This is a genomic window from Psychrobium sp. MM17-31 (genome assembly GCF_022347785.1).
Classification (GTDB): domain Bacteria; phylum Pseudomonadota; class Gammaproteobacteria; order Enterobacterales; family Psychrobiaceae; genus Psychrobium.
In genome coordinates this window covers 633,210-647,127 of sequence record NZ_JAKRGA010000001.1, presented here as the reverse complement: position 1 = coordinate 647,127, position 13,918 = coordinate 633,210, and the positions used below count along the sequence as shown (strand labels likewise).

General features: G+C 43.3%; 10 protein-coding genes. 5 read left to right on the top strand and 5 right to left on the bottom strand.

What is annotated here, in order from left to right; all coding sequences use genetic code 11:
- The first annotated feature begins 81 nt into the window (after window positions 1-81).
- The 5 genes from MHM98_RS02840 (at window position 82) to panC (ending at window position 5,011) form a co-directional block, all read left to right on the top strand.
- A complete protein-coding gene (locus tag MHM98_RS02840) occupies window positions 82-960 on the top strand; it encodes a LysR family transcriptional regulator (protein ID WP_239437719.1) in 879 nt (292 codons plus the stop codon).
- 163 nt (window positions 961-1,123) lie between these two features.
- Complete coding sequence (gene pcnB, locus MHM98_RS02835) at window positions 1,124-2,467, top strand: polynucleotide adenylyltransferase PcnB (protein ID WP_239438054.1); 1,344 nt, start codon at window positions 1,124-1,126, stop codon at window positions 2,465-2,467.
- Window positions 2,467-2,961 carry a 2-amino-4-hydroxy-6-hydroxymethyldihydropteridine diphosphokinase gene (folK, locus tag MHM98_RS02830; protein WP_239437718.1) on the top strand — a complete coding sequence of 165 codons (495 nt, stop codon included), beginning with the start codon at window positions 2,467-2,469 and terminating at the stop codon, window positions 2,959-2,961. Before pcnB ends, folK begins: the two co-directional genes overlap by 1 nt.
- A gap of 10 nt (window positions 2,962-2,971) precedes the next feature.
- Entirely contained in the window at window positions 2,972-3,769 is a 798-nt protein-coding gene (gene panB, locus MHM98_RS02825; protein WP_239437717.1) for a 3-methyl-2-oxobutanoate hydroxymethyltransferase, read from the top strand.
- Between the two features lie 396 nt (window positions 3,770-4,165).
- Entirely contained in the window at window positions 4,166-5,011 is an 846-nt protein-coding gene (gene panC / locus MHM98_RS02820; RefSeq protein WP_239437716.1) for a pantoate--beta-alanine ligase, read from the top strand.
- Window positions 5,012-5,019: 8 nt separating this feature from the next.
- Here the strand turns inward: panC and MHM98_RS02815 are convergent, their stop codons facing one another.
- The 5 genes from MHM98_RS02815 to MHM98_RS02795 form a co-directional block, all read right to left on the bottom strand.
- Complete coding sequence (locus MHM98_RS02815; protein WP_239437715.1) at window positions 5,020-7,041, bottom strand: methyl-accepting chemotaxis protein; 2,022 nt, start codon at window positions 7,039-7,041, stop codon at window positions 5,020-5,022.
- A 144-nt stretch (window positions 7,042-7,185) separates the two neighbouring features.
- Window positions 7,186-8,172: a sterol desaturase family protein gene (locus MHM98_RS02810; RefSeq protein WP_239437714.1), complete on the bottom strand. Its 987-nt coding sequence runs from the start codon at window positions 8,170-8,172 to the stop codon at window positions 7,186-7,188.
- Between the two features lie 42 nt (window positions 8,173-8,214).
- Complete coding sequence (locus MHM98_RS02805) at window positions 8,215-10,419, bottom strand: TonB-dependent receptor (protein WP_239437713.1); 2,205 nt, start codon at window positions 10,417-10,419, stop codon at window positions 8,215-8,217.
- A gap of 12 nt (window positions 10,420-10,431) precedes the next feature.
- Window positions 10,432-11,706, bottom strand: a complete 1,275-nt coding sequence (locus MHM98_RS02800; protein ID WP_239437712.1) for an imelysin family protein — start codon at window positions 11,704-11,706, stop codon at window positions 10,432-10,434.
- Window positions 11,707-11,920: 214 nt separating this feature from the next.
- Window positions 11,921-13,729, bottom strand: coding sequence for a DUF4856 domain-containing protein (locus MHM98_RS02795; RefSeq protein WP_239437711.1), 1,809 nt, complete (start codon window positions 13,727-13,729; stop codon window positions 11,921-11,923).
- Between the last annotated feature and the right edge of the window lie 189 nt (window positions 13,730-13,918).

Here is a 13,918-nt window from a genome sequence, read left to right as displayed (position 1 = left end):
GAATATTCAATCGTGGTGTGCGTATATGCACACGTAGATGTTTGCAATTGGTGTTAGCGATTGAGTAAAGGCAACAAGACGATGGATAAATGGACAGAGCTGCGTACGGCGTACAAGCTGGCAAAGTTAGGTACCTTAAGTGCAACGGCTCAGGCGCTTGGGGTACATCGTTCAACAGTGATGCGTCATATCGATGTGTTAGAAGAGCATCTCAAGGCCAAACTATTTCAGCGTAACGATCGCGGCTATATCGCCACCGAAGCTGGTATAGAGCTAATGCGTATCGGTGAAGTGACGGACGATCAGTTTTCTCAGTTGCAAGCGCGTTTAGCCCATCAAGAGCAAAAACTCAGCGGCACTATTAGCATTACTTGTGTTAGTGAGATGACGCGCTTATTAATGCCTGCTATTAGGGAGTATCAGCATAACTATCCTTTGATGTGCGTAGATATTATTGGCGACTTACGTAATTTCAATCTGGAATATGGCGAGGCCGATTTGGCTATTCGCGCTGGCCCCAAGCCAACGACTTTAGATAACATAGTCATTCCCTTGTTGAATGTCGATGTGGTGATGTGTGTCCATCAATCGTATATCGAGCAATATGGACTGCCGACAAAAGATAATTTACTAGAACACCGTTTTGTTGCCTTGCATGAGCGCGTTGAGCACCTTCCTTGGGATAAGTGGTTCCATGAACATATTCCTGCGCAAAATATCGCTATTAAAGGCTCTAATTATCAGGTGTTAAATGATGTCATTCTGCAAGGTGGTGGCATTGGCTTTTTGGCAAGAGATAGTGTTGAGTTAAATCCTGAAATGCAGGTGATTGAGACAGGAGAATCGTGGCAAGTTGCAGTGTGGACGCTAGTTCATCGAGATATGATTCACTTACCGAAAATTCGTAAGTTTTTAGATATTTTACAGTCGCAGCAGCACTGGGATTTTCTAATGAATTAAACAATTGCTTGAGGGATTTTTAATTCGGTGATGAAGTCGGAAAATTATCCATCGATCAGGGCTTATCATTAGCCAGTGGGTAGGGTATGATGCTCCCAATTTTTTTCGCATAAATTTGGGGTGAGATATTTTTTCTAAGGTGATTGGGTTGTGCCGTAAAGTGATGGGCTCACAACCACATCAGCCAACAACTGATGTAACAGGCCAAGGCTTAGCACTTGAGATTATCACACGTGATGATCACAACGTGTCGCGCTCACACATGAGCGTCAATGCCATTAAAGTCCTTAATCGTTTACACAAGCACGGTTACCAAGCGTATTTGGTAGGTGGCGGTGTGCGCGATTTACTGCTTGGTCACCACCCAAAAGATTTTGATATTGCTACTAATGCGACCCCTGAGCAGGTTAAAGAGTTATTTAAAAACTGTCGTCTTATCGGCCGTCGTTTCCGTCTCGCACATATCTTATTTGGCCGTGAAATTATTGAAGTGGCGACCCTGCGTGGTCATCACGAAAATACCGAGCAAGATACTAAAGCCAAGCAAAACGATAAGGGCATGTTAGTGCGCGATAACGTTTACGGCACTATCGATGAAGATGCTGAGCGCCGTGACTTTACTGTCAATGCGCTGTATTACGATATTTCTGACTTCTCGATTCGAGCCTATGGCGGAGGTTTGCAAGATTTAGAAACTGCAACGCTGCGCATGATTGGCGACCCTCGTGTGCGCTATCAAGAAGATCCTGTACGTATGCTACGTGCAGTGCGCTTTGCTACCAAGCTCAACATGACTATTAGCGAAGAAACACGTGCGCCAATTAAAGAGATGTCTGGATTGATGCGCTCAATTCCCGCGGCGCGTTTGTTTGAAGAATATCAAAAGCTGTTTTTATCGGGTAAAGCCCTTGCTAACTACAAGATGCTTAACGAATATCAGCTATTTGAGTCGTTATTCCCATTAGCGGCGGAATTACTAGAAGGCAATGAAGGCGGCAAAGAAGATCAATTAATGCAGTTAGTATGTAGTAATACCGATAAACGTATTGCTAACGACCAGCGCGTGACGCCTGCCTTTATTATTGCGGCGTTCTTGTGGTATCCAATCGAGCGTGCCGCGCAAACCGTGATGACAGAGTCTGGCCTTGATTATTACGATGCCATGATGGTGGCCATGAACGAAGTGTGTGATTTGCACTGTAAGAGTGTCTCTATTCCTAAACGCTTCTCAGCGATGGCCCGTGATATGTGGAGCTTGCAGCTGCGCTTACCACGCCGCACTGGTGCACGTGCCTTTAAGCTGTTAACTCACCCTAAATTCCGCGCTGGTTATGACTTATTATTAGTTCGCGGCGAAATTGAAGGCGGTAAAACGGCTGAGCTGGCGCAGTGGTGGACGACGTTCCAACACGCTACCGAAGCGGTACAGCGCGATATGGTGCGCAAGTTAAACGGCCCAAAACGCCGTCGTCGCAGCCCAAAGAAATCGCACAAAAAGCCTGAGTAATGAATACTTGTTATATCGGAATAGGTAGTAACTTAGGCGATCCCATTGCGCAAGCGAAACAAGCGGTTACTGCGCTTAAAGATATCTCTGATTCTCGTTTAGTGAGCGTGTCTTCATTGTATGCCTCTAAGCCGATGGGACCGAGTGACCAACCTGATTATGTCAATGCAGTAGCCATGCTTGAAACGAGCCTTGAGCCTTTAGCGCTGCTGGATGCATTACAGCACATCGAACAAACCCAAGGCCGCGTTCGCAAAGCGGAGCGTTGGGGACCACGCACATTAGATCTCGATATATTGCTTATAAGCGATTTGACTATTGAACAACCGCGTTTAACTGTGCCACATTATGGCATGCGTGAGCGCGAGTTTGTGCTGTATCCACTGTTGGAAATCGCGCCGAAGTTAGTATTACCAGACGGAACTGCTCTTGAGCAGTTAACCACAGAATGTCCGCGTAACGGACTTGAGATAGTTGAAAAACGCTTAGCGTAAAGAGGATAGGATGAAAAAGAATACCACAGGCGCCAAGTTGGCGAAGATGAAAAGTGACGGTATTAAGATTTCTGCGCTAACCGCTTACGATGCTAGCTTTGCTGGCGTAATTAGCGAAAACGGCGTTGATGTTATCTTAGTTGGCGATTCACTAGGCATGGTACTGCAAGGCAGTGACTCTACCATTCCGGTTACCGTTGATGATATTTGTTATCACACCCGCTGTGTTAATGCGGGCAATAAAGGCTCATTGATTATTGGCGATATGCCATTTATGAGTTACTCCACCAAAGAGCAAGCGTGGGATAATGCCGCTAAAATCATGAAAGCTGGCGCTAACATGGTGAAGCTCGAAGGTGGTAAATGGTTATTAGAAACTATTGCTGGCCTGACAGAGCGCGGTATCCCAGTATGTGCTCACCTTGGCTTAACACCACAGTCGGTAAACGTCTTTGGCGGCTATAAAGTCCAAGGCCGTGAAGATGCACAAGCTGATTTAATTGTTGAAGAAGCCCTGGCAGTACAAGCGGCTGGCGCACAATTATTAGTAGTTGAGTGTATTCCAACAGCATTGTCTAAGCGTTTAAGTGAAGCCTTAATAATTCCAGTGATTGGTATCGGCGCTGGTGTTGAATGTGATGGTCAAATCTTAGTGATGCACGATTTATTAGGAATTTCTTCGGGATATATTCCGAAGTTTTCTAAAAACTACATGGTGCAGACTGGAGATATTCACAAAGCCATCGCAGCTTATGTGGAAGAAGTTGGCAATGGGAGTTTTCCAGCGCCAGAGCACAGCTTTGATTAGGCAAGCACAGTAGTTGAAGAGAGGACGTTCCCGCCTTTTATCGCCTTAAATCATTAATTGGCCAATGCAAAAATCAGGGACGATTTTTGAGTATTTGCCGCAGGTGACTGCATGGATGCAGGAAGTAGAGTAACGCAGGAGCAGTTGCCGAGATGCGGATCAAATACGGTATTGAAAAGCCAATTCATTATTTAAGATCTGCGATAAAATTGCGGGTCGCCTTTCTTTTGGTTACTTTTCTTTGGCGACGCAAAGAAAAGTGACTGGTGTGCTTACGCAGTAGTCTTTATTTTCTCTGGGCTAAATAGCACACCAAAAAACGTCACTGATTCATGAGACGTCGACTAATTACCATCCTCATGTTACCTATAAAATTTAAGTAAGTTAGAGACAAAAATGATAGTCGTATCATCAAAAGCAGAATTGCGAACACAAATTAAAGCGTGGAAACAAGCAGGGGAGACTATTGCCTTTGTTCCTACCATGGGCAATCTGCATTCTGGGCATATTAGTTTGGTTACCGAAGCGAAAAAACACGCCTCTAAAGTGGTGGTGAGCATTTTCGTTAACCCGATGCAATTTAATAACCCTGATGATTTATCTAATTACCCGCGTACCTTGGAAGAAGATAGCGAGCAGTTGATTGCTGAGGGCGTGGACATGCTGTTTACGCCAACGCCCGAGATTATGTATCCAAAAGGCTTAGACGCGCAGACCTTTGTTGAAGTGCCGGGAATTAGTGATGTGTTTTGCGGCGCGTCGCGTCCAGGGCATTTTCGCGGTGTTGCCACTATCGTTAACAAACTCTTTAATTTAGTAACGCCTGATGTTGCTTGTTTTGGAAGTAAAGATTATCAGCAGCTGCAAGTGATTCGCCTGATGGTAGAAGACTTATCGCTAGATATTAAGATCATTGGTTGTGATACGGTACGCACCGAACAAGGCCTGGCTAAGAGCTCTCGTAACGGCTATTTAACGCCACAAGAGTTAGAAGTCGCGCCATTGCTTTATCAAACAATGCAGCAGCTAGCACAAGACATTATAGGCGGTATGGCGATTAGTGATGCGGTTGCTAAAGCGACATCAACGCTAAATGAGTCATTATTTAGTACTGATTACTTCCATGTTCAGCGCGCCGATAACTTGTCTGATCCGAGCGATGATGATAAAGAGTTGGTCATCTTAGCCGCCGCACAACTAGGTTTTGCACGGCTGATTGATAACTTAGTCTTCACGCGGTAATTAAAGTCTTATCCTCTAACCATCTCCGTCAATTGCAGCGCATTTTGTTGCGTTGCTTTTGACACTGTCTCTGATAGGCTTACCACTTCGCTTATACTTTGACTAACTTGTTGTGACATACGAGAGGCCTCATCAGAGTTGCTGGCTATCTCGTGAGTTACCGTTGACTGTTGCTTAGCGGTAGCAGCGATACTTTCAATACGATGAGATACATCACTTGCTTGCTCGATAATTTGAGTCAAGATATCCGCGACACTATTCGATTCTTCAATACCTTTGCTAACGCGTTCGCGCCCGACATCCATACTAGAAACAGCAAGTTGAGTATGGTGTCTGATTTTTTCGATGGCGTCTTCAACATCTGAAGTTGCTTGCGTCGTGCGACTAGCGAGCTGTCGTACTTCATCGGCGACGACGGCAAAGCCGCGGCCTTGTTCACCAGCGCGAGCCGCTTCGATCGCAGCATTCAATGCTAGCAGGTTTGTTTGCTCGGCAATGCCGTGTATCACGCTAAGTATTTCACCAATTTGCTGGCTTTGTTGGCTCAAAGATGAAATGGAATTAGCGCTATCGTCAAAGGCGGCGCTAATTTGATTCATTTGCGCGAGCGATTGTTCAACGATCTTTCCGCCATTCACAGCTGTATCATAAGATGTTTTAGCGGTGTCCGCTGCTTCACTGCTGGTGGTGGAAACTTCATTAGCGGATGCCGATAATTCTTCTACCGCTGACGCTATTAAGCTCATTTGATCTGTTTGTGCCGTGATATTAGAAGACATATTCGCGTTGGCGTTGTAAATACTATCCGCTTGCTCAGAGGTGTCTTGCATTGTGGTGGCGGTCAATTGAATGGTACTGGTAAGCGATTCATTCATTGCATTCACCGCTTGAGTTAGCTCGGTCAGTTCATCGTTACCGCTGATTTCAAGTGGCGGCGCGGCAAGGTTGTTATTAGTTATAGCTTTGGCTTTCTCAAGAATAGGCATCACACGCATTAAAAAGTCTTTATTCATGCTGAGTGCAACACCAAGACACATTGCAATCGATAAAATACTGCCAATGATGATGATGCCGTTTTGCCCATCTGATATTTCGTTGAGTTCGGCAATATCGGCGGAAAGAGATGCTGATTCATGAGCTTCAATATTTTTTAGAATAGTCAGTGCGCGTTGTGCTCTTGGGGCGGCTTCGGTACCTAGTAAAAAGTTGGCTTGATTCCATTCAACGCTACTTCTCAGGTCAAACATCTGTGATGGCAGGAATTCAAAAACATCTCTCGCCTCGCTATAGGCTTGCCAGTGAGTTGCTTGTTCTGGGGTCAAAATATTTTTGAATTTGCCATTAATTTGATTGAATCGCTGGCTGTTTATAATCCACTTTTGATCAAATTGATGTTTAAAGGATTCGTCACCTGACAATAGATAGGCGCGAATACTGGCGAGCCCTGTGGCGAGTGAGCCGCGTGAGTCTGCAAAAAGCTTTAGTAGCGCTTTGCGCTCTGACGTAGCAGGTAAGGTAGCTTCGATATTGATGATATTGGTAATTGCTTGCAGTAGGAGATTTCCCGTTGGCACTGCTTTGTCGAGTAATAGCTGATATGCAGGAATGTTAGCTGGCGATTGAGCTATATCCTCTACGCTTTGTTGTGCCTGCTTAAACTCTGCAAGTATGACTTCCAGTTGTTTGAGTTGTTCTTGATCTTCTAAAGATAGATGGTCGGCATCTGCTTTTAGAATAACCATGCCATTGTTGATGTTTTGCCATGCTTGTTGACGACTTTCCTTCATTGCTTTGGCTTTGGCGGGATCACTGCCCAAGATCATATAACCCCGCAAAGCAGCTAGTGATTGATTAATACCATTTTTTATTTCTTTTTCGGCATTGACTGTTTCAATGCGATAGTCGGTAATGCGGTGCCTAGCGTCTGTGACTTTTTGTACTGCATACAAACTGTATAGCGCAGTGCCTAATATGACGACAACAATACAAGAGAAGGAAAGAATGAGTTTTCTTTTTAGGGTAAGTTTCATAAGCACTCCATGGCAACATAATGCAATCCATTTACACAGATACTCTATAGTTTCTTATTACTGTGAAAAAGAATATCAGCCGTTATTCTGATTCAGCTTACCTTGGTGTACATTTATTAGTCAATATATACCTTGGTGTTATTACTAACGTTGTTCAGGAAGTGTCTTTTTTCTTTTATAAGTGAGTGGATTTAGCTTTTTAAAAGCGTTAACTAGCGGCATGTAATAAATTGCTGGCAACGAGTCATGCTCGACAAAGCTTTTACCTAGGCCAAAGGTAATGTCTTTTGGGTGTTTCACTGTGCTGGCTAACACTAAACATCTAAAAGCCTTGTCCCATATTGCTAATGCTGAGCCGAAATTACAGTCGATGTGAATGCGCTTATCACTGTGATGAATTTGGTGCTGCGCCGGACTAATAAAGATGTGTTCTAACACATTGCCCCAGCTGAGCCAAACGTGAGAGTGCCGCAGGTTTGAGCCCATGACATTAAATGCGAACACAAAAACATTAGCGCCAAGAATATCGAACATGGACAGCGTTGGACCGAAAAAATAGTAACAAACACCAACGGCAATCGCTTGGCTTAAGATCATTCGCATGCCATAGAGAAAACTCTCGACGGGATGGGAGCGGTAGATAGTTATTGGCGTTAGTACCTTAGCGCTGTGGTGAACCTTGTGAAACTCCCATAATAACGGCACTTTGTGCAGCAAGTAATGAAGTAAAAATCGTGTGAAATCGTCTACTAAAAACAGTAATGCAGTAAATAGGGCGATGATTTGCCAATTGGCTAAGACAATAAACTCTCGGTGGCCAAAGGTCGTTTCTAACCAACCTGACAGTGCGATGGCCATAGGCGCCATGACTAATAGCACTGGAATTGCTCCCAGCATCTTGAGCAGTCGATTAAAAAAGAAAATGACATAATCTTGACGAGCAGAAGGATGCCACCAAATGTCGCGAGAAATAAGCGCTGTGAGAGGGAGTCTCTTAAATAGAAATACGGCTATAGCCATTGCTATTGCTACTGCGCTGTATAACCAATAGATACGTTGGTTAGCATCAGTAAAATAGCCGGCAATCAGTTCGAAGGTTGCAAGTAAAGGAGTGGCTATGGCATCTAACATAAAGAAAAAAGGCTCTGATAATTTCAGAGCCTATTATACCGCTTAAAATGCGAATTTATAGCCGATTACCGCTTGGTGTGGCTTGCTAGGACGCGCGCCGTATGGACGGTGACTGATAGATTCGACTTTGTCGAAGATGTTATCAACTTTCAGGTAAACACTGCCGTGCTCGCCGCCGTTAATGTCATAGCTGCCAGAGAAATCGACAACAGTTAACGCCTCAGTATTTACACCTGCAAAGTTAACACCTGTACCTGCGGCTTCACGCATTTCACCGATGTATTTAGCCAGTAACGCAGCTTGCCAATTGTTATTGGTGAGCTCTACAGTAACTGTTAATTGATGCTCTGGTAAATAAGGCACTTCATCACCAGCTGTTACGTTACCCCACAATGGGAAATCAGAAACAAAGCTTTCTTTGAATTCTGATTTACTATAGGTATACACTGCGCTTAGTGGCATATCTAAGCTTTCTGTTAAGGTAATGGTGTGATTGATGTTGGCTTCTAAACCATAAATATCAACTTCACCAGCGTTGTACTCAGTATCAACAACGGTACAGTTAGCCGATGCTGAGAAGGTACAACTTTCTTTAAGGTTGCTGTAGTCGTTAAAGAAGGCAACAAACTCAGCGTTAGTGATGCTGTCGTTGTAGCGCAGACCTAACTCGTAGTTAACGCTTTCTTCAGGCTTGGTTTGTGGATCTTGTTGTGGGCTCGTTGGCACATAACCTTGGTTTACACCGGCAAGAAAGCCAAGCTCTTGACTAAATTGGTAGAAGGCACTGACACCTGGTAGCCAAATTCGACTCTTCTTGGTTAGCCAGTCATTGGCGTTAAAGGTATTTTGGTAAGTGGCGTCAATTGATTCACCACGTACACCAGCCGTTAGCGTTAGATTATCTAAGGTGATGGTATCTTGGATATAAACAGATAAGGCTTTTGATTTTTCGGTGTTAAAAGTCGTTTGCTTAAATGGCTCGTCATCGGCAACTAATTTACCACCGCGCATCATGAAAATGTCTTCGGTGTGTTTACGCTCGATTTCATCGACGTGATAACGAATACCCACTTCTAGCTCATGCTCAATACCAGCCAATTTAATGGTTTTGGTTAGGTCTGATTGTAAACCCCATGAGTAGTACTCACGCGCGTTATCGCCCAATACTAGGTTTTCACGACTGCCTTCACTGTCACGTTCGCCTTTAAGAACTTCAACGAAATCGGCGTAAATAGTATTGGTTGGATCGGCAATAATATCTTCTAAACGATTGTTAAAGTTAAAGCCATTGAGTTTGTTCCATGAGCGCTCAAACTTGTTGTAATAGGCACGGGTGGTAAGTGAAAACTCCTCGTTGTCGATGAAGTGGGTAAACAACGCATTGCTGTGTTCCCAATCCATTAAATCGTTTTGCGATCCTGCATAACGGCGAAATGGCGTTTTTGCAAAGTCTTCATCAGTAAGACCAACATAAGTCTCATGTGATGTTTCATCATCGTAACCGAGTTTTAATTCGATAATTTGATTGTACTCATCGCTTGATAAATCGTAATTAAACTTAGCCATGAATGAGTTTTTATCAAAGCCTGTTTCACCATCGTTGTCTAACTCTTTGAAACCATCTGCACTGATATTTAGTGCTTCGATGAGGTAACCAAAGTCGCCGTTGGTATTACCATAATGAACGTGGGCTTTGGTGTAACCGTCACTGCCAAAGGCAACATCTAATGCACCTTCACTAGCTGTAGGAATTGCACGCGTGGTTAAGTTAAGCGCACCTGCTACGGTATTAGGGCCATATTTAATAGACGCTGGGCCCTTAAATACTTCAACACCTGTCATGCGGCTAACTTGCGGGAAGTAATAGGCTGCAGAGGCTGAGTATGGCGCTGGCGCAATTAAAATACCATCTTCCATTAAAGCGATTTTCTTACTACGCTCAGGTGTCGCCCCGCGAAAACCAATATTAGGGCGCAGGCCATAGCCGTCTTCTTGACGAATGTTAACGCCAGGTACTTTTGCTAACACGCGGTTAATGTCGTCATATTCAAATTTTGCAAGCTCAGCTTCGTCGATGAAGGTTGCAGAACCAGCGTCGGTTCTCAATCCTTCGCTCGAACCTAGAATACGAATATTTTCAACGTGTTTTTCACTGGCGGTTTTCTTCTTTTTATCTGCATCATCTTGCGCGATAGCTTGGCCGCTAACGATAGAGGCGATAATAGTGCTTAATAATAATTTGTTCATGCTTGTCTCTTATTAATCGTTATCGCCAGCAGATGTTGCTGGAAGTTTTAGGGCAAGTGAATTGATGAAATCCGTTTTAAGCTGATCTGAAACCGCTTTAACTTTGCCGTGGGTATTTTCAACGACGTTAGGATCTTGAGTCAACTGCTCACCAAGGCTTATTTGATATGCTTCTAGGTCGCTAATGGCCTGAGCTGTTGCAGCGATGATGGCATCACTAGTGGCTTTGTCGTTCACATCGATTAGGTAATCATCAAAGCCAATGGTATTTGCACTATCGCTACCTTGACCTGTAAAGATCTGCTGGAAAGCTTTGAGGTTTTGAATCAAATGGCTCACTGATTTTGCGCTGAGCTGAGATTCAACTTCTGTAGCACAAACACTGCCTACACCGCCACATTCGTTGCTAAAGAGACCTAGAGGTGTAGCGATTTTTGTATCTTTCACCATTTTATCGACATAAAACAGTGCGTCACTAACTGCATTAACACCATCGTGAACGTCGGCAAATTCATTACCTGCTTCACCTGCTGCTTTTAATGTAGCACCGTAAGCGCTCCATTGTTGATTTAGTGTTTTTGCGCTGTTAACAATATCGCTAGCCACTTCGGTGGCAAAGTTACAACGGGCAATGCGTTTATCTTGGTCTGATAAATCAGGCCAAGTGGCTAAAATAGGTTTGTCAGTCGTACAACTCACCCCTAGTGATTCGTTGTAAATAAGGTATTCAACAGCATCTAAACCGCGACGCGTCGCTGTACGATTAGTGATTTCATAAGGTGTTGAGTTGATATTACCTGCACGGTAAAACATCACATCTTGGTCGACGCCACAAGTACTTACAACAGGCCATGAATAAATGTTATTGCGCAACGTTGAAGAGTTAACCGTCAATGGGCCAATTTGCATTACCTCGGCAAGTTGCCATTGATTAATAGTCGTTAGCCATTGCGCTTGTGCTGCAGTGAGTGAATTGGTAACAGGCTGACGGTCATCGCCAGTCGTAAAGTCTTTTTCTAAACCACAATAGTCACTAATCGCTTGCTGCTGCGCAACAGCTTGAGTTTCAAATGCTTGATAGGTTGGGGTAATAATATTATCGACGATATTGGCCAATAGCGCTTGTTGATTAAAGGTATTGGTTGGTGGCGTCGGTGGTGGCGTTGGAGTTGTGCCACCACCAAATTCTGAGCCAGCTTTGCTGCTTGAGCTTTCAGAACAGGCTACTAGAGAAGTTAAGGCAGCAACTACAGCGAGTTGGCGCATTGAATTATTACGTCGATTCATAGTATTCCCAGAGTCATGCATTTGAGATTTAAGTAGTTTTCAATTTTTTGATTGAGCGAAAGAAAAAGCTACTCAAGACGGGCGTTATTTAAGCACAAATGAAAAGAATTATCATTGTTTTTAGTTAAGTTTTTAGTATAAAAAAGGCCTGTATTATTACTAATACAGGCCTTTTCGTTATCAATTATAAAGATTGGTTATCTTTATAAAACGATTACCATTTTTCTACGTTTTCAGCATCGAAGTGGTAGGCGTTTTGTAACATAGTACGAACTTCGTCTAGCTTAGTTTTGTAAGCAGCAATTTCGTCAGCTGCAACAACTGGCTTCATGCCGATCTTTTCTTGCATCATCGCAAACTGCTCGTCTGTTACTGGGCTAAACGGGTTAAATTGTAGGTTTAGTGAGAAACCTTTTAATTCAGACCAGTGCTTAGCTAGGTTTGCGAAATCGTCAGCTGAGTAACCGTCAGTGCCAATTTTATCTAAGTCACCTTTAGTATCGTTGATGTAGTGGATAACAGTTGCAGAGATTGCTTTTTCCCAAGCTAGAACTGCACTGTCACGTTGCTCAAGAAGCGTCGACATTTCGTCGGCAGTTAATTCACGGCCAGCAGCAACATTTAAAATCTTACGACCTTTAACAAATGCATCGAATGCTTCTTTAGTAAGGTTAGTAGCGTTAGTGTTACCATCTGAACCAACATCGCGTTTTGCGGCATTAACAGAGTTTGAGAAGTTGATTTCACGTGCTAAATCGATTTTGCCATCAGCGTTAATATCGTTGTAGCCTTTGCTCCAACCATCACGGCCGCTTTTAGCGCGAATTTCAAGATCTGTGTATTCGTTGTAGTTGTGAGCTGCACCGAAGTAACCGAAGCCTTCATCGAACTGGTGCTCAACTTTCGTGTAAGTCTTAGTGCCGTCTTGTTCGTGTGAAGATTTTAAGCCTTTACCGTCAACATCGTTGTCTAGGTAATCATCAGTACCTTGAGAAAAATTAACTGCGCCTAGTAAGAATTTTTGTACCAGTTGCTTAATGTCAGTACCGTCTTCATTAACGTACAGTTTTGTAATGTTGTTACCAGCGATGTCTTTACGTACTTCACCGTCAATTGACTTTTGAACGTTAGCAGCAAGTTGATCAAATAGTGCTTCAACAACACCATTTGGTGATACAGAACCTTTGTCGTTCCAACCTACTAGATCAGTTTCCCAGTCTTTGTGTTGGCCAGTTTTATCATTACCTGCAATTTTACCTTGTAGATTCTTGTGAGAAGAACTTACATCAGTAATTTTAACTTGCTTAGCGGTTAGTGGCGCTTCGATTGATACTGCGCTAATTACAAGTTCTGTACCGTTATCGATATCTGATTGCCAGTCTTCAGCTGATTTGGCGTAGAAAGACATCAATTTAGCTTTTACAGCAGCTGCATCAGCAAATTTGTCTGCATCTACGTCAGCTTGTAAACCGTTACCGATGTAGTTGTTTAATTCAAGAATTAGGATTTGACGCGCTGCTTGACCAGTGTGACTTACTGCACTTTCGCCAGCTTCGAACTTACTTTCGAACGCATAAGTGTCTTCGTCTTTAACATCTAAGGCGTCTAATACAGATTGAACACCCATGCTGTCAGTAATAGTGATAGTAAAGTCTTGAGTAAACTCTGCGTTACCACTGTCTTTTACAGTAACTTTAACAGGAACGCTACGCACCATTTCATAGTTAAATGATGTATCGGCTTTTAGCTTCAATTCGCTACCTGAGATTTCGAAACGTTCGTCATCAACTGTATATGTGAAGGTATCGCCTGAATCGGCATCAGTAGTACTCAATGTACCGACAGTTGCTGCTACAGCATTTTCAGCAACTTCAGTTGCAGATAATGCGATTGCAGTAGGCGCTGAGTTAGTTGGCGTAGGAGTTGGTGCTGGCGTTGAGCTGTTTGAGCTGCCACCACAAGCAGAAAGGCCAAGAGAAAGTAAAACTGCAGAAGCGATAATACTAGGTTTTGTTTTCAACATGTTGAACATCCATTAACAATGATTAATACGAAAAATTTACGCTAGTTTACATTTAAACTAATGATAATCAATATCATTACCTTGTTCGTTAGCGCCCGTGTTAGCTGGATTTGTTCTAAGTTATGGATTAATAAAAGAAAAAGAATGAGACATTTTTTTCACTTTTTTGCAATATCTTGAAACAAAAAA